Annotated in this window: 23 protein-coding genes; 12 read left to right on the top strand and 11 right to left on the bottom strand. The window is 69.5% G+C overall.

Annotated features, from left to right (window positions below):
- Nucleotides 1–94: 94 nt before the first annotated feature.
- A complete protein-coding gene (locus tag ACX80P_RS09600) occupies nt 95–307 on the top strand; it encodes a helix-turn-helix domain-containing protein (protein ID WP_459277845.1) in 213 nt (70 codons plus the stop codon).
- A gap of 195 nt (nt 308–502) precedes the next feature.
- On the top strand, nt 503–601 hold the full coding sequence (locus tag ACX80P_RS09595) for a 30S ribosomal protein bS22 (RefSeq protein WP_003792170.1): 99 nt from the start codon (nt 503–505) through the stop codon (nt 599–601).
- 115 nt (nt 602–716) lie between these two features.
- On the opposite strand, the gene ACX80P_RS09590 is transcribed toward ACX80P_RS09595, so the two are convergent.
- Entirely contained in the window at nt 717–1529 is an 813-nt protein-coding gene (locus ACX80P_RS09590; protein WP_459277844.1) for an HAD family hydrolase, read from the bottom strand.
- A 95-nt stretch (nt 1530–1624) separates the two neighbouring features.
- Here ACX80P_RS09590 and ACX80P_RS09585 point away from each other — a divergent pair, with 95 nt between their 5' ends.
- The gene (locus ACX80P_RS09585) at nt 1625–1888 is read left to right on the top strand and encodes a glutaredoxin family protein (protein WP_459277843.1); all 264 of its coding nucleotides are present in this window, start codon (nt 1625–1627) and stop codon (nt 1886–1888) included.
- Between the two features lie 180 nt (nt 1889–2068).
- On the top strand, nt 2069–2755 hold the full coding sequence (locus ACX80P_RS09580) for a redox-sensing transcriptional repressor Rex (RefSeq protein ID WP_459277842.1): 687 nt from the start codon (nt 2069–2071) through the stop codon (nt 2753–2755).
- A 22-nt stretch (nt 2756–2777) separates the two neighbouring features.
- On the opposite strand, the gene ACX80P_RS09575 is transcribed toward ACX80P_RS09580, so the two are convergent.
- Both ACX80P_RS09575 and ACX80P_RS09570 read right to left on the bottom strand, forming a co-directional pair.
- Nucleotides 2778–3347 carry a hypothetical protein gene (locus tag ACX80P_RS09575; RefSeq protein ID WP_459277841.1) on the bottom strand — a complete coding sequence of 190 codons (570 nt, stop codon included), beginning with the start codon at nt 3345–3347 and terminating at the stop codon, nt 2778–2780.
- A gap of 186 nt (nt 3348–3533) precedes the next feature.
- The gene (locus ACX80P_RS09570) at nt 3534–4091 is read right to left on the bottom strand and encodes a YceI family protein (protein ID WP_459277840.1); all 558 of its coding nucleotides are present in this window, start codon (nt 4089–4091) and stop codon (nt 3534–3536) included.
- Between the two features lie 166 nt (nt 4092–4257).
- Between ACX80P_RS09570 and ACX80P_RS09565 the strand changes: the two genes are divergently transcribed.
- The 5 genes from ACX80P_RS09565 to ccsB all read left to right on the top strand — a co-directional run bounded on the left by ACX80P_RS09565 (nt 4258) and on the right by ccsB (nt 9216).
- Entirely contained in the window at nt 4258–4935 is a 678-nt protein-coding gene (locus ACX80P_RS09565) for a histidine phosphatase family protein (RefSeq protein WP_459277839.1), read from the top strand.
- A gap of 87 nt (nt 4936–5022) precedes the next feature.
- A complete protein-coding gene (locus ACX80P_RS09560; RefSeq protein WP_459278197.1) occupies nt 5023–5592 on the top strand; it encodes a TlpA family protein disulfide reductase in 570 nt (189 codons plus the stop codon).
- A gap of 57 nt (nt 5593–5649) precedes the next feature.
- Nucleotides 5650–6405 carry a cytochrome c biogenesis CcdA family protein gene (locus ACX80P_RS09555; RefSeq protein WP_459278196.1) on the top strand — a complete coding sequence of 252 codons (756 nt, stop codon included), beginning with the start codon at nt 5650–5652 and terminating at the stop codon, nt 6403–6405.
- A gap of 34 nt (nt 6406–6439) precedes the next feature.
- A complete protein-coding gene (gene resB, locus ACX80P_RS09550; protein ID WP_459277838.1) occupies nt 6440–8188 on the top strand; it encodes a cytochrome c biogenesis protein ResB in 1749 nt (582 codons plus the stop codon).
- Nucleotides 8188–9216, top strand: a complete 1029-nt coding sequence (gene ccsB, locus ACX80P_RS09545) for a c-type cytochrome biogenesis protein CcsB (RefSeq protein ID WP_459277837.1) — start codon at nt 8188–8190, stop codon at nt 9214–9216. The genes resB and ccsB overlap by 1 nt, the downstream gene beginning before the upstream one ends.
- Before the next feature lie 225 nt (nt 9217–9441).
- Here ccsB and arfB read toward each other — a convergent pair whose 3' ends face one another.
- Entirely contained in the window at nt 9442–9864 is a 423-nt protein-coding gene (gene arfB / locus ACX80P_RS09540; protein WP_459277836.1) for an alternative ribosome rescue aminoacyl-tRNA hydrolase ArfB, read from the bottom strand.
- A gap of 317 nt (nt 9865–10181) precedes the next feature.
- Here arfB and ACX80P_RS09535 point away from each other — a divergent pair, with 317 nt between their 5' ends.
- Nucleotides 10182–10319 (top strand): DUF4913 domain-containing protein, encoded by a 138-nt coding sequence (locus ACX80P_RS09535; RefSeq protein ID WP_459278195.1) that lies wholly within the window; start codon nt 10182–10184, stop codon nt 10317–10319.
- 429 nt (nt 10320–10748) lie between these two features.
- Here ACX80P_RS09535 and ACX80P_RS09530 read toward each other — a convergent pair whose 3' ends face one another.
- Nucleotides 10749–11195: a PLD nuclease N-terminal domain-containing protein gene (locus ACX80P_RS09530; RefSeq protein ID WP_459277835.1), complete on the bottom strand. Its 447-nt coding sequence runs from the start codon at nt 11193–11195 to the stop codon at nt 10749–10751.
- A gap of 30 nt (nt 11196–11225) precedes the next feature.
- On the opposite strand from ACX80P_RS09530, the gene ACX80P_RS09525 reads away from it, so the two are divergent.
- Nucleotides 11226–11531, top strand: a complete 306-nt coding sequence (locus tag ACX80P_RS09525; protein ID WP_459277834.1) for a DUF4229 domain-containing protein — start codon at nt 11226–11228, stop codon at nt 11529–11531.
- 174 nt (nt 11532–11705) lie between these two features.
- Here ACX80P_RS09525 and ACX80P_RS09520 read toward each other — a convergent pair whose 3' ends face one another.
- The 6 genes from ACX80P_RS09520 to ACX80P_RS09495 all read right to left on the bottom strand — a co-directional run bounded on the left by ACX80P_RS09520 (nt 11706) and on the right by ACX80P_RS09495 (nt 16530).
- Nucleotides 11706–12593 (bottom strand): 1,4-dihydroxy-2-naphthoate polyprenyltransferase, encoded by an 888-nt coding sequence (locus ACX80P_RS09520; RefSeq protein WP_459277833.1) that lies wholly within the window; start codon nt 12591–12593, stop codon nt 11706–11708.
- Nucleotides 12594–12642: 49 nt separating this feature from the next.
- A complete protein-coding gene (locus ACX80P_RS09515; RefSeq protein WP_459277832.1) occupies nt 12643–13773 on the bottom strand; it encodes an AMP-binding protein in 1131 nt (376 codons plus the stop codon).
- A gap of 7 nt (nt 13774–13780) precedes the next feature.
- Nucleotides 13781–14734 (bottom strand): 1,4-dihydroxy-2-naphthoyl-CoA synthase, encoded by a 954-nt coding sequence (locus ACX80P_RS09510; RefSeq protein ID WP_459277831.1) that lies wholly within the window; start codon nt 14732–14734, stop codon nt 13781–13783.
- A 50-nt stretch (nt 14735–14784) separates the two neighbouring features.
- Nucleotides 14785–15222, bottom strand: a complete 438-nt coding sequence (locus ACX80P_RS09505; protein WP_459277830.1) for a VOC family protein — start codon at nt 15220–15222, stop codon at nt 14785–14787.
- A 70-nt stretch (nt 15223–15292) separates the two neighbouring features.
- The gene (locus ACX80P_RS09500) at nt 15293–16162 is read right to left on the bottom strand and encodes an SGNH/GDSL hydrolase family protein (protein WP_459277829.1); all 870 of its coding nucleotides are present in this window, start codon (nt 16160–16162) and stop codon (nt 15293–15295) included.
- On the bottom strand, nt 16159–16530 hold the full coding sequence (locus ACX80P_RS09495; RefSeq protein ID WP_459278194.1) for a hotdog fold thioesterase: 372 nt from the start codon (nt 16528–16530) through the stop codon (nt 16159–16161). The genes ACX80P_RS09500 and ACX80P_RS09495 overlap by 4 nt, the downstream gene beginning before the upstream one ends.
- Nucleotides 16531–17034: 504 nt before the next feature.
- On the opposite strand from ACX80P_RS09495, the gene ACX80P_RS09490 reads away from it, so the two are divergent.
- Complete coding sequence (locus ACX80P_RS09490) at nt 17035–18327, top strand: ABC transporter substrate-binding protein (protein WP_459277828.1); 1293 nt, start codon at nt 17035–17037, stop codon at nt 18325–18327.
- The last annotated feature ends 3 nt before the right edge of the window (nt 18328–18330 follow it).

The following is an 18330-nucleotide window of genomic DNA, read 5'->3' as shown; positions in this document are numbered from 1 at the left end:
GGCAGGGCGACGCGCCGATCAGTCGGGCCGGGTAGCTTGCCCGACGCCGGTCTCAGGGCGAGGCGCAGGCTCCATGCAAAGGAATAGTGGTGAGATGGCAGACGGGAGCAACTTCTCGGATGTGCAGTTTCTGACGGTCGCGGAAGTGGCCGGGCTCATGCGCGTATCGAAGATGACGGTGTACCGGCTCGTGCACGCAGGAGAGCTGCCCGCGGTGCAGTTCGGCCGCTCGTACCGCATCCCCGAGTCCGCGGTGGGGGCTTTCCTGCACCACGCCCAGATCGACGGGCAGTCGGAGAGCGCCTGAGCGCCGGCTCGTCGGTGGGGTCTCCAAACGGATGTACCCTATTAAGGAGCGTTTGGGGCGGGCTTCGGGCCCGCTCGACTTAGTGCATCAAACGGGCAACTGCCACCAGGCATGCGCCTTTCGTCACCACCAGGGCAGATCTCGGGGCACGTCGCCGTCGTCCGCCCTGGCAACACAACAGTTTGTGAGGACTCTATGGGTTCAGTAATCAAGAAGCGCCGCAAGCGTATGGCAAAGAAGAAGCACCGCAAGCTGCTTCGCAAGACCCGTCACCAGCGCCGCAACAAGAAGTAGCGAGGCGCCCGGCCGCGAGCCGGAGTGTGCAGACCGGCCCGGATTCCCGCCCTACGGCGTGGAAGCCGGGCCGTCGTCGTCTGCGGGGTTCCTTGCGGGCCCGCCCCGTCGGGGGTCAGGGACTCCTGAAGCGGGAGTACCCGCGCCACAGCCCGTACACGGATCCGACCACGGTGGCTGCCTGCAGGGCGAGGGTCGCGGCCCGCCGTCCGCTGCGGAAGTCGTACACGGGCCAGTTGTTCGCGCGGGCGTGGCGGCGCAGCCGGCGGTCCGGGTTGATCGCCACGGGATGACCGACGGCGCTCAGCAGCGGGATGTCGTTGAAGGAGTCGCTGTAGCCCCAGCAGCGTGCGAGGTCGAAACCCTCCTGCCGGGCCAGGGCCAGCACCGCGGCCGCCTTGGCCGGTCCGTGGAGGAACTCCCCGACCAGCCTGCCGGTGTAGAGGCCGTCGGCGACCTCCCCCACGGTTCCGAGAGCCCCGGTGAGGCCGAGGCGGCTCGCGATCACGCCGGCCACCTCCACGGGGGATCCGGTGACCAGCCAGACCTGCCGGTTCGCGGTCAGATGCTGCTCGGCGAGTGCGCGGGCGCCGGGCCAGATCTTCGACGCGATCATCTCGTCGTAGACCTCCTCGCCGAGGGCCAGGATGTCCTCGTGGGCGATCCCGATCGCGAACGCGAGGGCGGCGTCGCGCACGGAGTTCACGTCCGTCATCGTCTCGCCGCGCATGATGAAGCGGGCCTGCTTCCAGGCCAGGCCCGCGGCGAAGCGCAGCGTGAAGGCCCTGCGCTGGTACATCTTCCGGCCGACGTGGAAGAGGCTCGCACCGCGCATCAGCGTGTTGTCCACGTCGAAGAAGGCGGCTTCGCCCGCGATCGTCGCCGGAGGCTGGAGGGTGGGGTTCCTGACCCGAGCGGCATCCGGCATGCTCAGAGTCTAGTTCGTGGGCTGCCCGCTTCGACGGCTTCTCCGCCGGGCCCGTTTCCTCCACCGGCGCCCGTGCACCGCAGTACCGTGGAGGGATGCAAACCCCCGCGGAGATGCCCGGTGCCGGCGTCGTGCTCCTCACCCGATCCGAGTGCCACCTGTGCGAGGACGCCCGTGCGGTCGTGCGGCGCGTGACGGCCGAGCTGGGACTGGGCTGGCAGGAGGTGACGGTGGCCGAGGCACCCGCCCTCGGTGCCCGGTTCGCGGAGGAGCTGCCGGTCCTGTTCATCGACGGGGTCCAGCGCGATTTCTGGTCGATCGACGAGTCGAGGCTGAGGCGGCTGCTGGCCGGCGCCTGACGGGACCCGACCGGCGTGGTCCTCCGCCCGGGGCTGCCCTCCGCCCGGCTTGGAGGCCCTGCGCCGTCGGCATACAGTGGTGATACTTCCGCCCCCGACGCCGAGGGTAACGGAACCGCGGCCCCGGACCCGGGCACCGCGGTGCGAGCTACGGAGCCGATGACAGTGACAACGCCGGACATGCCAGGTCTTCACCCCGTCGGCGACGCGGCGCGCCACATCCCTCCCGCGTCGGTGGCCCGTCTGACCATCTATCTGCGGGCCCTGAACTCCCTGCTCGCCGAGGGCATCGAACGCGTGTCCTCCGAGGAACTGGCGGACGCCGCCGGCGTGAACTCCCCGATGCTCCGCAAGGACCTCTCCTACCTCGGGTCCTACGGCACCCGGGGCGTCGGGTACGACGTGCAGTACCTGAACCGGCAGATCTCGGTCGCGCTCGGGCTGACGCTGGACTGGCGCGTCGCCATCATCGGGGCGGGCAACCTCGGCCGTGCCCTCGCCGGCTATTCGGGGTTCGTCTCGCGGGGCTTCGAGATCGTCGCCCTCCTCGACGCCGACCAGCTGGTCGTGGGGTCCGAGGTCGGCTACCTCCGGGTCGGCGCCGTCGACGACCTCGAGGCGGTGCTGGATCGCACGCGCACCAACATGGCTGTGCTCGCTGTTCCCGCGGCGGTCGCCCAGGAACTCTGTGATCGCCTCGTCGCAGCCGGGATCTGCAGCATCCTCAGTTTCGCGCCCGTGGTCCTGCAGGTGCCGCCGCACGTCCAGCTGCGGAAGGTGGATCTGTCCACCGAGCTGCAGATCCTCGCCTATCACGCGCAAAGGGCGCAGGAGCCGGACCTCGGTCCGATCTCCCGCGCCCAGTAGCCGCCGGCGGGCTGCTCCGCGGTCAGTACCCGAGCTTCTGCGGTGCGAAGTACGGCCGCGCGGGCTTGAGGTAGGTCAGGACGACGCCGGCCACGCCCAGCAGCATGACCAGCACGCTGGAACCCGTCGACAGCGCGGAGGTCTCGACCACCGGCTGACCCGCCGACGCCGCGGCGGCGGTGAGCACGGGCATCAGCAGGAGGGTGGCGAGGACGGCCAGCACATTGAGTGCGGCGAGGACCGTCGCGGTGATGCGCGCCCAGTTCCGGCCCCTGCGGATGAAGACCGCAAGGACGACGTAGAGGGAGGCGATGATGAGCGCGACGACGAGGCCGATCCCTGCTCCGACCGTGGCACCCGGCACATCGGGCAGGTCGGTCACCAGCGTGGTGACGATGGACGACAGCAGATAGACGACGCCGGCCGCGAGGATGAGGTAGTACGCCCGGTGGACCTCCTGGGGTGCCGCGCCCTTCTCGGCGGGTCCGGGCACGCCGGACGTCGGGTAGGCATAGTTCGAGGGCCCTGCGGGCCGGTAGCCGTACTGCCCGCCGTCGTTGTGCCCGTTCGGGGTGTCCTGCGGTGTGCTCATCGTCGCGTCCTTCGCTGATCAGGTGGTCATCCCGTCGCGGGTGCCCCCATGGACGCGCCCCTCGTGGATGTGGTCACCGTCAGCCTAGTGTGTGCCCTTCCCGAGGCAACAGGGAACGCCGACGGCCGGCGTCGTCGGGAGGACGACGCCGGCCGTCGGCGCAGGCGGGCGGACCGGCGGGGCGGATCAGACCGTGACGGCCGCGGGAGCCACGAAGGCAGCCTCGATGGTGATGGTCACCTTGTCGCCGACCAGGACACCGCCCGCTTCCAGGGCTGCGTTCCAGGTGAGGCCGAAGTCCTTGCGCGAGATGGTCGTGGAGGCGGAGACCCCGGCGCGGGTGGCGCCGAAGGGGTCCACGGCGACGCCGTTGAACTCGGCGTCGAGGACCACGGCCTTGGTGATGCCGCGGATGGTGAGGTCGCCGTTGATGCGGTACGTCTCGCCTGAGCCCTCATGGGAGGTGGACACGAAGGTCATCTCGGGGAACTGCTCGACGTCGAAGAAGTCGGCGCCCTTGACGTGGCCGTCGCGGTTCTCGTCGCCGGAGGTGAAGGAGGCGGTCCTGATGGTCGCGGAGATGCTCGAATCCTCGAGGGACGAGCCGACGGTGAGGGCGGCGTCGACGTCCGTGAACGAGCCGCGGACCTTGCTGATGCCGGCGTGGCGGACGCTGAAGCCGACCTCGCTGTGGGAGGGGTCGAAGGACCAGGTGCCGGAAGTGAGGCCTGAGGGGACGGTCATGAAGAACTCCTGGGAAGGGTCGGGGGATGCTTACACGGAGTAGAAGCATGCATATGCATGGTTTATTCCGCGATTCGGTGGAATCTTCAACTAATCGTCGGGCAACTCACGCGGAGCGGTCGAGCCCGATTGGCCGTCACGGCCGAGCATGCGCGAAACTGGAGGGATGCAGCGATCAACTGTCCACCTGGTGCGCCACGGTGAGGTCCACAACCCCGAGGGGGTCCTCTACGGGCGGCTCCCCGAGTTCCACCTCTCCGAACTGGGCCGCCGGATGGCCGACCAGATGGCCGGGTACTTCCAGGAACGGCGGGACGACGGCGCCGAGATCGTGCACCTCGTGGCCTCGCCGCTGGTCCGGGCCCAGGAGACCGCGCAGCCGCTCGCGGATGCTCTCGGGCTCTCCGTCACCACCGACGAGCGCATCATCGAGGCGGAGAACCGGTTCGAGGGGATGTCGAGGATCAAGAGCAGGCTCCGGCAGCCCCGCTACTGGCCGCTCCTCGTCAATCCGTTCCGCCCCTCCTGGGGTGAGCCCTACCGGCTGCAGGTGGGCCGCGTGATGGAAGGAGTCGAGGACGCACGGCGCCGGGCCCTCGCACTCAGCGCGGACCACGGGTCGGATCGCCCCGCCGAGGCCATTCTCGTCAGCCACCAGCTGCCGATCTGGGTGACGAGGCTCGCGGCCGAGCACCGTCGCCTCTGGCACGACCCGCGCGAGCGCGAATGCACGCTCACCTCCATCACCTCCCTCGACTTCGACGGCGATTCCATCCGGAGCGTGCGGTACGCCGAGCCGTGCGCGGACCTGCTGCCCGGTGCGGCGAATGTCCCCGGCGCGTAATAGAATTACTACACCTTGTAGAAATCGACGGAAGAAGCCGTGACCACACCCGCCCGTCCCGCATCGCGCCGCCTGATCACGCTGCGCATGGCGCTGGCGCTTGCCGTGCCGGTGTCGCTCGCGCTGACGTCCTGCGCGGCCGAGGACCCACTCGCGCAGCAGGCCGCCGCGGGTGACGGCAAGAACTACATCGCGGGCGACGGCTCGGTCACCGAGTATGCCGCGACCGACAGGGGAGAGCCCGTCGAGGTCTCCGGCACCCTGTTCGACGGCACCTCCGTGTCGAGTACGGAGTGGGACGGCCAGGTCACGGTGCTCAACTTCTGGTACGCCTCCTGCGCCCCCTGCCGTGAGGAAGCCCCCGACCTGGTCTCGCTGCACGACGACTACGCGCCGCAGGGTGCTGCCTTCTACGGGGTGAACATCCGCGACGAGCGGGCTACCGCCGAGGCGTTCGAGCGCAGCTTCGGCATCCCGTACCAGAGCTTCGACGACAAGGACGGCGGCGTCCTGCTGGACATGACCCAGTACGTCCCGCCGCAGGCGGTCCCCACCACCATCGTGCTGGATCGCGAGGGGCGTGTCGCAGCTCGGATCCTCGGACTCGCCGACCGCAGCACGCTCAAGGCCCTGATCTCCGATGCCCTCGCCGAATAGCGCGCCGGTCCGGGCATGCCGATGACGGGGCCGCAGGCCTCGTCGATGCCCCTCGCCGTGGGCAACGCCTTCGCCGATGCCGTCCTCAACGGCTCGATGCTCCTGGCGCTGCCCGTCGCCCTGCTGGCGGGACTCGTCTCCTTCGCCTCTCCCTGCGTCCTGCCGCTGGTGCCCGGCTACCTCGGGTACGTCACGGGACTGACAGGCGTCGATCTCGAGAAGCAGAAGAAGGGCAGGATGCTTGCCGGGATCGGGCTGTTCGTCGTCGGCTTCTCGGTGGTCTTCATGGCCTACGGGACCCTCTTCGGCCAGCTCGGGTCCTTCCTCCGGGTCTCCCAGGGGTGGCTCCTCCAGGTGTTCGGCGTCGTCGTGATCCTCCTGGGCATCGTCTTCATGGGCGGGCTGTCCTGGTTCCAGCGGGAGAGCCGCATCCATGCGAGGGTCCCGGCCGGGCTGCTGGGTGCGCCGCTGCTCGGGGTGACCTTCGGGCTCGGCTGGGCGCCGTGCATCGGGCCGACCCTGGGCGCGGTGCAGCTGCTCGCCATCTCCGGCAACGATGCCACCGCCCTGAAGGGTGCGGTCCTCACGTTCGTGTACTGCCTCGGCCTCGGCCTGCCGTTCCTGCTGATCGCCCTCGGCGTGCGGCGCGGCATGGGTGCGCTCGCGTTCTTCCGGCAGCACCGGCTCCTGCTGCAGCGTGCCGGGGGAGGGCTCCTCGTCCTCGTGGGCGTCCTCATGGTCACGGGAGTGTGGAACCTCTGGATCACCCGGCTGCAGGATCTCCTGATCGGCAACGTCGTGCTCCCGATCTGATCGGCGGGTACGGAACAGCGCAGCCCAGGACGCCATGGCACGAATCGATGGAAAGGCAACAGTGAAGCAGGACGTTCCGCAGGACACGAGAGACGGGGGCTCCTCAGCCGCCGGATCCGACGTCGTCCTGCCCTCCCTCGGGTTCCTCGGGACCCTCCGGTGGGCCTGGACGCAGCTGACGAGCATGCGCACCGCGCTGTTCCTGCTCCTGCTGCTCGCCGTCGCCGCGGTCCCGGGTTCCCTGTTCCCGCAGCGCCCCGCCAATCCCGCCGTCGTCACGCAGTACCTGCAGGACAACCCGGACACGGGGCCCGTCCTCGACTGGTTCCAGCTCTTCGACGTCTATTCGTCGGTCTGGTTCTCGGCCATCTACCTCCTGCTCTTCATCTCCCTCATCGGCTGCGTGGTCCCGCGGGCGATCGCGCACTTCCGGGCGGTGCGCTCCAAGCCGCCGCGCACGCCGACCCGGCTCTCCCGCCTGCCCGTCTACGGCACGCTCGAGGTCCCGGCGGAGCACGCCCGCACCGCCGGCCTCACGCCTGCCACCGCCGCCGAGCAGGCCGCGGCCGTCCTCCGGAAGCGCGGCTACCGCGTGGACGTGCGGGATGCCGGGACCGCCCGCCCGTCGGTCGGGGCCGAGCGCGGCCTCGCCAAGGAACTCGGCAACCTCGTGTTCCACACCTCCCTCATCGGCGTCCTGGTGTCGGTGGCCGTCGGGGGGCTGTTCGGCTACAACGGGCAGAAGGTCATCGTGGAGGGTGACAGCTTCGTCAACACCCTGATCGGCTACGACTCCTTCAGCCCGGGCTCCAACTTCTCCGACGACCGGCTCGAGCCGTACTCCATCCGGCTGGACTCCTTCGACGTCCGTTTCGACCGTGAGCAGGAGAGCCATTACGGGCAGCCGCTGGACTTCACCGCCAACGTCACCACGCAGGACGGCCCGGGCGGGGCCGAGGAATCCCAGGTCCTCAAGGTCAACGCGCCCCTCACCCTCGGCGGGACGAACGTCTATCTCGTGGGGAACGGCTACGCGCCGGTCGTCACGGTGCGCGACGGCGAGGGCAACATCGCCTCCCAGGGCCCGGTGGTCTCTGTACCGTCCGACGGCCTCTACACGTCGCTCTTCGTCCTCAAGGCCCCGGATGCCAAGCCGGATCAGCTCGGGTTCGTAGGATTCTTCCTCCCCACGGCCTTCGTGGACGAGAAGGGTGTGTCCTTCTCCCGGGATCCGGACCCGTTCAACCCCCAGCTCAACCTCAACGCGTACTACGGGGACCTGGGGCTCGACGACGGCACCCCCGAGAACGTGTACGTCCTGGACACCGAGGACCTGACCGAGCTGAACAGCCGCACCAACGACAACGGCGGGATCGTGCTCGGCGTCGGCCAGACCTACGACCTCCCTGAGGGCAAGGGCTCGGTGACGTTCGACGGCCTCAAGCGCTATGTCGCCCTCGACATCCACCACGATCCGGGGCAGGCCGGGGCGCTCGTCTTCTCGACCCTCGCACTGCTCGGCCTGATGGCGTCCCTGTTCATCGGGCGCCGAAGGCTCTGGATCCGCACCGGAGAGCACCCCGACGGCCGCCTCATGGTCGAGTACGGGCTCCTCGCCCGCGGCGAGGACCACCGGCTGCCCGCGGAGGGCGAGGCCGTCGGGAAGCTGCTGGCGGATCGCTGGTTGGTCCGCGAGGGCAGCACGGGAGAAAATAAGGTGCCGGAGGCCGCGTCGTCGGCGGCAGGCACGGGGCAGCCGCACCACAACTCAAAGGACAACTGATGCCACAACCAGTCAACGCAGAGCTCGGGCAGCTCAGTGAGCTCCTCATGCTGCTGGCCTCCATCGCGTACGTGGTGGCCCTGATCTTCTTCGTGCTGGACCTCGTGAGGTCCAGCGCGACCATCGGTTCGCTCGAGACGCGCCTCGCGCAGGAGAAGGCGGCGCCGGCCCTCGCGGGTGTCGGTGCACGCGGTGCCGGGTCGACGTCGACCGCCGTGCCCGCCGGTCCTGCGACCGCCGACGACTCGATGGACTACGGTTCGGGGCCGCGGCGCGGGGTCGCGCGCATCGCCGTCTCGCTGACCGTGCTCGCCGCCGTCATCCACGGTGCCGCCGTCCTCACCCGCGGCCTCGCTGGCCACCGCGTGCCCTGGGGCAACATGTACGAGTTCTGCACCACGGGGGCCTTCCTCGTGACCGCGATCTTCCTGATCACCCTCACCCGCAAGGACCTCCGCTTCGTCGGGTCCTTCGTGGTCGGACTCGTCGTCGTCATGCTGTGCGCGGCCACCGTCGGCTTCCCCACGCCCGTCGCCCGGCTGATCCCGGCCCTGCAGAGCTACTGGCTGATCGTCCACGTCTCCATTGCCGTCGCGTCCTCGGCCCTGTTCACCATCACGTTCGCGATGTCGGTACTGCAACTCCTCCAGACCTCCCGCGAGGCCAAGCTCCTGGCGGGCAAGGCGGACAGGGCGCGGTTCCTGCGGCTCGTGCCGTCGGCGTTGAGCCTGGAGAACCTGGCGTACCGCCTCAACGCCATCGCGTTCGTGGGCTGGACCTTCACCCTCATGGCCGGCGCGATCTGGGCCGAGCAGGCCTGGGGGCGGTACTGGGGCTGGGACACCAAGGAGGTCTGGACCTTCGTGATCTGGACCGTGTACGCCGGGTACCTGCACGCCCGCGCGACGCGTGGCTGGACCGGCACGCGCGCGGCGTGGCTCTCGATCGTCGGCTACCTCTGCATCGTCTTCAACTTCACCATCGTGAACATCTACTTCTCGGGCCTCCACAGCTACGCGGGCGTCTGACGCCCCCGAGCCCCTGTACCCGAGAGCCCCGTGGCGTACGCCGCGGGGCTCTCGTATGCGTGGGGGCGGGTCCGGGGTCGAGCGTGCGGGTGCGGGTCCGGCGTCGACCGTGCCCAGCGATCGGGGCGGTTCGGTGGGCATGAACAGAGACGCCCACCGACGTAGCTCAGTCGGTGGGCATCTCCGTGGTGCGCGGCCGCGGAGGGCGTGCAGTCCCCCGGGCCGTTACTCGCTGGTGGGCGGTCGGCGTTGCCGCTTGGTCGCGGATCGCTGCTGCTTGTACGCCAAACGGCGACGTTCGGAGCCGCGCGTGGGACGCGTCGCGCGGCGCAGAGGGTGCGAAGGGGTAAGTGCGGCGGCCACAATTTCGCGGAGCGTCTTGAGAGCGATTTCGCGGTTACGCAACTGGGACCGCTGCTCCGACACCGTTACCGTGATCGCGCCCGAGACATGGCTTCGGGCGAGCTGGTGAACGATTCGCATCCGTTGCTCATCGCTTAGCGCCGACGACTCCGACGCCACCCAGGTGAGTTGCACCCGACTGTCAGAAGTGTTGACGTGCTGCCCGCCGGGCCCGGACGACCTGGAGAACTTCCACTGCAATTCGGTCGCCGGAATGATCAAGTCCGATGTCACTTCGAGATCCACGCAGTAAGCGTGACACGCCAGGTGTGTCTGGCGGCAGGCGTCAACTATCGGAGGTCGTTCCGTCAACGTCTTGACCGTGCGCGGCAGCGACCACGCCGCCCGGCGACCGGCGGGTGTGCGGTCGCTCGGAAAAGCTTCCACGGGAACTCGTTATCGTATGCGCCGATAACCTGTCTTGCGTCTGCTGGTGTTGGCGACGGCCCCCTCCCGCTTCGTCACCCAATTGCTGCTAAGAAGCAGACGCTCGGGAGACCGCGCCTGATCTTCTTCGTGCACTGCAATCTTGCGGCGCTGATCGGTGTGGGTGTTTGGTGGCGATGCTCGAATCCATGGAACGGTCGCAAAACCAGTATTGGTGCTCGCAATGGTGCAACCATCCCGAAGCCGTCGACAGGTTCCGGGGACTGTGTGAGCAGTGGCTGGACGCCCAGGCGAACGGCGGGATGTCGTCGTAGTGGATTGACTACTTTGACCGCCACGAGTCTGTCCTCTTCGCCAAACGGGAATCCTCCGGCGAATGTGAGATAACGCATGCTGCCAAGACTGCTCGTCGTATCGTCGCAGCCGAGCAGCCGCCCCCGGGTGGGATTAGTGAGGTCCATGCATATATGCCTCGTTTGGTCACGCCTCATTCCGCGGACACTGCCAGCACACCGGCCGTGGGACAGCTCAATGAAGCGGGCAAGCAGCCGATCCGTGTCTGTCAGTCGGAGTGTTCCAAAGGCCACACAACCGCGAATGGTCCGAGGACGATCTCGTCGTCTTCGGACCATTGACGTCCTTGCGCGGCCGAGACGCGCGTCCATTAGCGGCGGTATTCGCGCTGCCAGCTTTCCAGGCTCAAATCGTCTTCGCCTTCGTCCGCGGCGCCGGGTGCGGCCCGGTCAGGGGTGGTGTGCGCCCGTGGGGCCCGACCCGGCATCGTCGTTGCCCTCACCATCGTGCTTGCCGTCCTTCGACGGCTTGTCGAGACCCGTGCCGCGTTCCTTGGCTTCGCGCTCCTTCTGCTCCTGCTCGCGGCGGCGTCTCTCCTGTTCGCGGGCCTGCTGCCACCGCTGCGTCTCGAGATTCTGGAGGAAGGCGGGATCGTCGTCGGGGGCCGTGGGCTGGCGGGGGGCCGGGCGGCGCGGACCGGGGGGTCCTTCGCTGCGCGGACGGCCGAACAGGAACCACATACCCGCTCCGATGAGAGGCAGGAGCAGGATGGTGATGAACCACGCGGTCTTCGAGATGCTCCGCACTTCATGTTTACGGCTCATGACGCAATCGATCAGCGCGTAGATGACGACGGCGACTCCGAGGATCGCGGCGAAGAGCAGGAGGCGGGGCATGCGCCAATTGTAGGCGAGTAAACTTGGAGCGTGGCCTTCCTCAAATTCACCGCCGTCCGACTGCTCCTGATCGTCGTGTTCTACGTGGCGTGCGTGCTGCTGGGGCTCGGACTCGTCCTCTCCGCGATCGTGGCCGCTGTGCTGGCCTGGTGCGTGACCTACCTGTTCGCACGGGATCTCCGGGATGCCGCCGCGGCCACCCTGCAGCGCCGCATGACACCCGGCGCCCCCCCGGTCCGCTCGGCCGTCGAGCTCGACGACGCCGCAGCGGAGGACGCACTCGATCCCAACACCCGCGTGAACGCGGACCGGAAGCCCCGCCGCAACGCCGCCTGATCCACGTCCCGACGCCGGAGCGGCCGCCGGAGCGCGTGGGGCTGCGGACGGGCCGGGCGCAGCAGCGACCCGGCACGGGAGCGGCCGCCGCCGGGGGAGCGCCTGACGTCGTAGGAGCGGCTCGCTGCAGGAGCCACGCGATGCACGAGCAGCGCGGGGGCGGCCGCGAGCCCGCTAGGCGAGGGCCCGCGTGATCACGACGCCGGCCGCGAAGAGGATGCTGAACGCCAGGCTGATCAGACCCGTCTGCTTGAGCACGGGGATCAGGCTCTCGCGCCGGCTGCCGGTGAGCATGAGCCGGCTCGGCATCAGGCAGGCCGGGACGAGCAGCAGCACGAGCAGCATCCACGGGTAGTCGCCGGCCAGGAGGAGCGGCAGCAGGACGGCCACGGCGAGCATCACGACGTAGCTGATCCGCGCGGCGGTGTCCCCGAGCCGCACGGCCAGGGTCTTCTTCCCCGCGACGGTGTCGGTCGGGATGTCCCGGACGTTGTTGGCCATCAGCAGGGCCGTGGCGATCAGCCCCGTGCTCACCGCACCGATCCACGCGGCCGCACTGAGCCGGTCCGCCTGCGTGAACGTGGTCCCGAGGGTCGCGACGAGCCCGAAGAACACGAACACGAAGACGTCGCCGAGCCCGAGGTACCCGTACGGGTTCTTGCCGCCCGTGTAGCCCCACGCGGCCGCGATGCAGCCCACGCCGACGAGCAGCAGGATCCACGATGCCTGCGAGAGCAGGATCAGCGCCAGCCCGGCGAGCATGGCGAGGCCGAAGCAGGCGAAGGCGGCGAGTTTCACCTGGCGGGGTTGCGCGGCACCCGACCCGGTCAGGCGCAGCGGGCCCACCCGGACGTCGTCCGTGCCGCGGATGCCGTCCGAGTAGTCGTTCGCATAGTTCACACCGATCTGCAGCAGCACGGAGACGATCAGTGCGAGCGCCGCGTGGAGCGGCTGGAAGGATCCGAGCCCGGCGGCGGCGGCGCTTCCCACGATCACGGGGGCGAACGCCATCGGCAGGGTGCGGGGGCGGGCTCCTTCGAGCCACTGGGCGGCAGTCGCCACGGATCAGTCCTTCAGGTCGGGTGGGTGGTGCAGGGTGTCCGTCGGACGCCTAGGCGCGTTCGAGGAGCTGGTGGATGGTCAGGCGGTCCGGCTTGCCGCCCGGCAGCAGGGGGAAGGCGTCGAGCGTCACGATCGCCTTGGGGACGGCGTGCGCTCCCAGTTCGACGTGGACGGCCTGCCGGATGACATCGGCGTCGACGTCGCCGACGACCGCCGCAGCGACCGCGGTGCCCCACTCCTCGCTGCGGATGCCGAGCACCATGGCCCGGTCGACGCCGGGGAGCGCCTGGATGACATCGGCGACCCGGGTCGCCGAGACCTTCAAGGCGCCGGTGATGATGACGTCGTCGAGCCGGCCGTGCACGGCGACGGAACCGTCCGTCGCCACCTCCCCGGCGTCGTCCGTCACGAACCAGCGCCGGCCGGAGTTGAAGACGAACCTCTCCGCGGTGAGTTCGGGCGCGTCGAGGTAGCCCTCGGCGAGGACCGGGCCGCTGATGCGCAGGCGGCCCTCCACCGAGAGGAGCTCGACGCCATCCAGCGGCGCGCCGTCGTAGACGCACCCTCCGCAGGTCTCGCTCATCCCGTAGGTCTCGACGATCTTCAGGTCCTGGCTGCGGGCGAGAGACCGCAGGGAGGCTCCGGCCGGCGCCCCGCCGAGGAGAATCGCGTCGAAGCGGCGCAGCAGGCGGAGCGTCTCGGGGGAGGGGTCGACCAGCAGCCGGTGGAGCTGCGTCGGGACGAGCGAGGTGAACCGGACGCGGTCCGTCAGCTCCGCCGCGGCGTCGGTGAAGGCCTGCGGCGTGAAGCCCGCAGTGGTGTCCATGACCCAGGGCTGCGTCCCCGCGTACAGGGACCGGACGAGGACCTGGAAGCCCGCGACGTAGTGCACCGGGAGCGTGAGGAGCCACTGGCCCTCCGCACCGAGGGCGAACGCGGTGCCCATGGCGGACGCCGCCAGCGCGTCGACGCTGAGCATGGTCTGCTTGGGGGTCCCCGTCGATCCCGACGTGCTGATCACCGCGGCGATCTCGTCGTTGGGCAGCTCGCCGCCGAACACCTGGTCCGGTCTCACATGCGGGGCGACGGCGGGTCCCTCACCGGCGAGGGCTGCGGCGAGGGGCTTGAGCAGTCCGAGGGCGTCGAAGCCCTCGGGGGTGTGTACGGGAAGGAGTTCCACGCCGCTCCTAGAAGTAGTAGGGGAACGAGGACCAGTCCGGGGCGCGCTTCTCGAGGAACGCCTCCTTGCCCTCCACCGCTTCGTCCGTCATGTAGGCGAGACGGGTCGCCTCGCCCGCGAAGACCTGCTGGCCCGCCAGGCCGTCGTCGGCCAGGTTGAAGGCGAACTTGAGCATGCGGAGGGCCTGCGGGCTCTGCCGGGCGATGTCGGCGGCGTACGCGAGCGCGGTCACCTCGAGCTCCTCGTGGTCCACGGCCTCGTTCACCGCCCCCATCTCCACCATGTCCTGTGCGGAATATTCGCGGGCCAGGAAGAAGATCTCCCGCGCCTTCTTCTGGCCGATCTGCCGGGCCAGGAGGGCGGAGCCGTAGCCGGCGTCGAAGCTGCCCACGGTGGCATCCGTCTGCTTGAACCGGCCGTGCTGCGCCGAGGCGATCGTCAGGTCGGCGACGACGTGCAGGCTGTGCCCGCCACCCGCCGCCCAGCCGTTGACGACGGCGATGACGACCTTCGGCATGGTGCGGATCAACCGCTGCACCTCGAGGATGTGGAGGCGGCCGGCTCGTGCCGGGTCGATCGTCTCCCTCGTCTCGCCCTCCGCGTACCGGTAGCCGTCCCGGCCCCGGATCCGCTGGTCGCCGCCCGAGCAGAAGGAGTGGCCACCGTCGCGGGGGCTGGGTCCGTTGCCGGTGAGCAGGACGGTGGCGACATCGGGCGTCATGCGCGCGTGGTCCAGGGCGCGGTACAGCTCGTCCACGGTCCCGGGCCGGAAGGCGTTGCGCACCTCGGGGCGGTCGAAGGCGATCCGGACGGTGGGCAGGTCACGGACGACGGCGCCGCCGGCGTCGCGCTCCACCTGGCGGTGGTACGTCAGGTCCGTGAGATCCTCGAAGCCCGCGACGACCCGCCAGCGGGTGGGGTCGAAGATGTCGGATACCGGGGTGGGGAGCTCTGAAGTCACCCGTCGAGTCTAGCGGCGCGGGCCGGGCCGGATGCCGTCGCCCGGACCGGTCAGGCGATGCAGAACTCGTTGCCCTCGGGGTCGAGCATGACGTACCAGGCGTGCGGGCCCTGGGAGTGCTGCTCCACGTACCGCGCGCCCCGCGCCTCGAGCCGCGCCCGCTGCGCGTCGCGGTCCTCGCCCCCGAGGTCGACGTCGATGTGCACGCGGTTCTTGGTCACCTTGGGTTCCGGCACGGGCTGGAAGAGGATGCGCTCCCGGCCCCGCCGGCCGACGTCGTCCGCCCGACAGATGGCGGTGCCGTCCTTCCAGACGCGGCGGCCGTGGCGTGTGATGACGTCCGACTCCCGCGCGTAACCCTCCGCGATCATGCGGTCGATGAACGCCTCGTCGGTCGGTTCGACGACCCAGTCGAGCGTCTCCGCCCACCAGTCGGCCTGGGCATGCGGATCCGAGCAGTCGATCGAGACCTGGATGGCGAAAGGCATGACGGAAGGCTAGGACCTCCGGCGCGGGAAGGGAAGGGCGGGCACCGCCTGGCGGGGGCCCGCCTTCCCTTCAGCGCTGGAGCTGGGCGATGTTCACCGAGCTGCGGACGGCAGGGAAGTAGCCGGAGCGGTAGCCCTCGGCCGTGGGGTGCAGGTTGTCCACCGCGCCGGGCCGGAAGGTGATCCACGGCGATGCGGACCCGAGCCCGTGCCCCTCGAACTTCTGCACGAGGTCGACGAACACGAACCCGTGTGCCTCGGCCCGGCTCCTGATCACGGCGTTCACGGCATCCGTGCCCGCGTTGAACGCCGTCTGCGACGCCACGGGCAGGACGACGGGCGTGCCCGCCTCGGGGGAGAACAGGTGCGGATAGCCCGTCACGACGACGGTCGCGCCAGGTGCCGCCGCATCGATGGTGGCATACAGGGCGTCGAGGGTGCGCTCCAGCACGGGCAGGGCCGTCGCGTTCTGGAGGGCGATGAACTGCGTGCAGTCGGCGGTGGGACGCGTGGCGCACACTCCGGCGACCTGCCCGAAGCCGGCATCGTTGCCGCCCGCGGAGATCGTCACGAGGTCCGTGGACGGGGAGAGGGCTCCGGCTGCGACGACGCGGGCCACCTGCTCGGGCAGGTCCAGGGCGCCTCCCGCCTCGGTCGCCGCCTTGGCGCCGGCACACGTGGCGTCGGCCACCAGGGCCACCTGCTTCTTCGAGTCGAGGATGCCCGGCAGCCCCAGGGGGCTCTGGCCGCAGCCGTTCACGTAGGAGCCGGCACCGAACCCCGAGGCGTACGAGTCCCCGAGCGCCACATAGGACAGCGGGGCGGGCGGGGCGGCTGCAACGGGGCCGGCGGCACCGCCGAGCAGGGCTGCCGTGGCGGCGGCTGCAAGAGCGGTGAGCCTGGTGGTCCGGCGGCGGGGGGCGTTCTTCCTGGTAGTCATGCGCTCACCGTACCCGGGACGGGCCGGTCGAGCAGCAGGTTCGTGATCCGCAGCGTGCACAGGCGCCGTCCGGCATCGTCGGTGAGCAGCACCTCGTGGGTCGTGAGGCTGCGGCCGAGGTGGATCGGGGTGGCCGTGACCGTGACCATGCCGTCCCTCACGCTCCGGTGATGGGTCGCGGACACATCGACGCCCACCGCCGTCTTGCCGAGGGTGGACGCGTGGATCACGGCCGCCCAGGACCCCACGGCTTCACCGACGGCGAGGGACGCACCGCCGTGGAGGAGGCCGAAGGACTGGCGGTTCCCTTCCACGGGCATGGTCGCCACCACCCGCTCGACCGACTGCTCCACGATGGCGACGCCCATCCGCTCGTCGAGCTCGCCGAGGGTGATCGTCCAGGGGGTAAGGGATTCGTGGGTCACGTGGTGCTGCTCCTGAAGGCCGGGTTCGCGGGTCGTCCGCCACTCTAGCGCCGGACGCCCCCGATGCGGCCGGGCCGCTTCCATAACGATCCGGTCACGGGGGGCGGCGCGCACCCCGCTCTGACCTGCGACGATGCTGGAACGAGGGCCTTCGAGCCGCCCGTGGAAGCGCTCCCACTTGACAGTGTCCTACGTCACAGTCAGGATGGGGACTCAGCGTGAGAGCGCTCCCACCGTTGATACCGCGGAACGGGGTGCGCTCGTCGTCGGCACCACCACCCGCATCCGCGCGGAGGGCTCACCCGTGTCCCCCGTGCCCATGGGCGCCTCGCCACCCGGGGCGCGTCGTTTCCGCCTGCGTCCCCCTGCGGACGCAGGTGCCGGCAGGACGTTCCACCCAGAATCCGCTGCAGACGCAGCGGATCCGAGCTGACAAAGGAGTCACCCGTGCAGAACCGAGCACGAAACACCGCCCTCTCGGCCGCGGCGGCATGCCTCGCCCTGGCCCTCACCGCCTGCGGATCCGGCGGTTCGGACAACGCCGGCGTCGAAGGGGAGACCGGCACCGAGGACGTCACCCTGTCCGTCGGCACCTTCAACGAATTCGGGTACGAGGACCTCTTCACCGAATACGAGGAGCTCAACCCCAACGTCACCATCGAGCACAAGAAGGCCGCGACCTCGAACGAGGCCCGCGACAACCTGACGACGAGACTCGCCGCAGGATCCGGTCTCTCGGACATCGAAGGCATCGAGGTCGACTGGCTGCCCGAGCTGCTCGAATATCCCGACCAGTTCGCCGACCTCAGCGACCCGGCCGTCGAAGGACGCTGGCTCGACTGGAAGACCGCCGCTGCCACGACGGAGGACGGGCAACTGATCGGGTACGGTACCGACGTCGGACCCCAGGCCGTGTGTTACCGCGCAGACCTGTTCGAGAAGGCGGGGCTCCCCAGCGACCGCGAGTCGGTCGCCAAGATGCTCGACGGCTCCTGGCAGGACTACTTCGACGCCGGCAAGAAGTTCGTCGCTGCGAGCGACGGCGCGGCCTGGTTCGATTCCGCCGGAGCCACCTACCAGGGCATGGTCAACCAGGTCCAGAATGCCTACGAGGACAACGACGGCACGGTCATCGCCGCCGAGAACCCCGAGGTCAAGGACATCTACGAGCAGGTCCTCCAGGCTTCCGTCACGGACGGTCTCTCGGCGCATCTCACGCAGTGGGAGGACGACTGGGTGGCCAGCTTCCAGTCCGATGCATTCGCGACGAAGCTCTGCCCGGGCTGGATGCTCGGAGTGATCGAGGGCAACGCCGAGGGCGTCGAGGGCTGGGACATCGCCGACGTCTTCCCCGGCGGCGGCGGCAACTGGGGCGGGTCCTACCTGACCGTCCCCACCCAGGGCGCCCACCAGGCCGAGGCCAAGAAGCTCGCCCAGTGGCTCACCGCCCCGGAGCAGCAGATCAAGGCCTTCGAATCGAAGGGCACCTTCCCCAGCCAGGTCGAGGCGCTCGAGAGCGACGCGCTCCTGGGCCAGACCAACGCGTTCTTCAACGACGCCCCGACCGGTGAGATCCTCGCCAGCCGGGCCACCGCCGTCGAGGTCACGCCCTTCAAGGGTCCCAAGTACTTCGCCATCAACGACGCCATGCAGCAGGCACTGACCCGCGTCGACGTCGACAAGACCGATGACCCCGCTTCCTCCTGGGAGAAGTTCGTCACGGCTGTAGGCGCTCTGTAGCCG

The organism is Arthrobacter arabinosi (assembly GCF_054511115.1).
Note: the sequence above shows the minus strand (reverse complement) of the source record. Positions and strands in the feature narration are given on the sequence as shown.

Excerpts from the sequence above, each read along its gene's own strand:
- ACX80P_RS09575 (WP_459277841.1), bottom strand. The coding sequence starts at position 3,347 with ATGAGCACACCGCAGGACACCCCGAACGGGCACAACGACGGCGGGCAG.
- ACX80P_RS09570 (WP_459277840.1), bottom strand. The coding sequence starts at position 4,091 with ATGACCGTCCCCTCAGGCCTCACTTCCGGCACCTGGTCCTTCGACCCC.
- ACX80P_RS09580 (WP_459277842.1), top strand. The coding sequence starts at position 2,069 with ATGCCAGGTCTTCACCCCGTCGGCGACGCGGCGCGCCACATCCCTCCC.
- ACX80P_RS09590 (WP_459277844.1), bottom strand. The coding sequence starts at position 1,529 with ATGCCGGATGCCGCTCGGGTCAGGAACCCCACCCTCCAGCCTCCGGCG.
- ACX80P_RS09565 (WP_459277839.1), top strand. The coding sequence starts at position 4,258 with ATGCAGCGATCAACTGTCCACCTGGTGCGCCACGGTGAGGTCCACAAC.
- ACX80P_RS09595 (WP_003792170.1), top strand. The coding sequence starts at position 503 with ATGGGTTCAGTAATCAAGAAGCGCCGCAAGCGTATGGCAAAGAAGAAG.
- resB (WP_459277838.1), top strand. The coding sequence starts at position 6,440 with ATGGCACGAATCGATGGAAAGGCAACAGTGAAGCAGGACGTTCCGCAG.
- ACX80P_RS09495 (WP_459278194.1), bottom strand. The coding sequence starts at position 16,530 with ATGGGCGTCGCCATCGTGGAGCAGTCGGTCGAGCGGGTGGTGGCGACC.
- ACX80P_RS09535 (WP_459278195.1), top strand. The coding sequence starts at position 10,182 with ATGCTCGAATCCATGGAACGGTCGCAAAACCAGTATTGGTGCTCGCAA.
- ACX80P_RS09500 (WP_459277829.1), bottom strand. The coding sequence starts at position 16,162 with ATGACTACCAGGAAGAACGCCCCCCGCCGCCGGACCACCAGGCTCACC.
- ACX80P_RS09505 (WP_459277830.1), bottom strand. The coding sequence starts at position 15,222 with ATGCCTTTCGCCATCCAGGTCTCGATCGACTGCTCGGATCCGCATGCC.
- ACX80P_RS09585 (WP_459277843.1), top strand. The coding sequence starts at position 1,625 with ATGCAAACCCCCGCGGAGATGCCCGGTGCCGGCGTCGTGCTCCTCACC.
- ACX80P_RS09560 (WP_459278197.1), top strand. The coding sequence starts at position 5,023 with ATGGCGCTGGCGCTTGCCGTGCCGGTGTCGCTCGCGCTGACGTCCTGC.
- ccsB (WP_459277837.1), top strand. The coding sequence starts at position 8,188 with ATGCCACAACCAGTCAACGCAGAGCTCGGGCAGCTCAGTGAGCTCCTC.
- ACX80P_RS09530 (WP_459277835.1), bottom strand. The coding sequence starts at position 11,195 with ATGCCCCGCCTCCTGCTCTTCGCCGCGATCCTCGGAGTCGCCGTCGTC.
- ACX80P_RS09600 (WP_459277845.1), top strand. The coding sequence starts at position 95 with ATGGCAGACGGGAGCAACTTCTCGGATGTGCAGTTTCTGACGGTCGCG.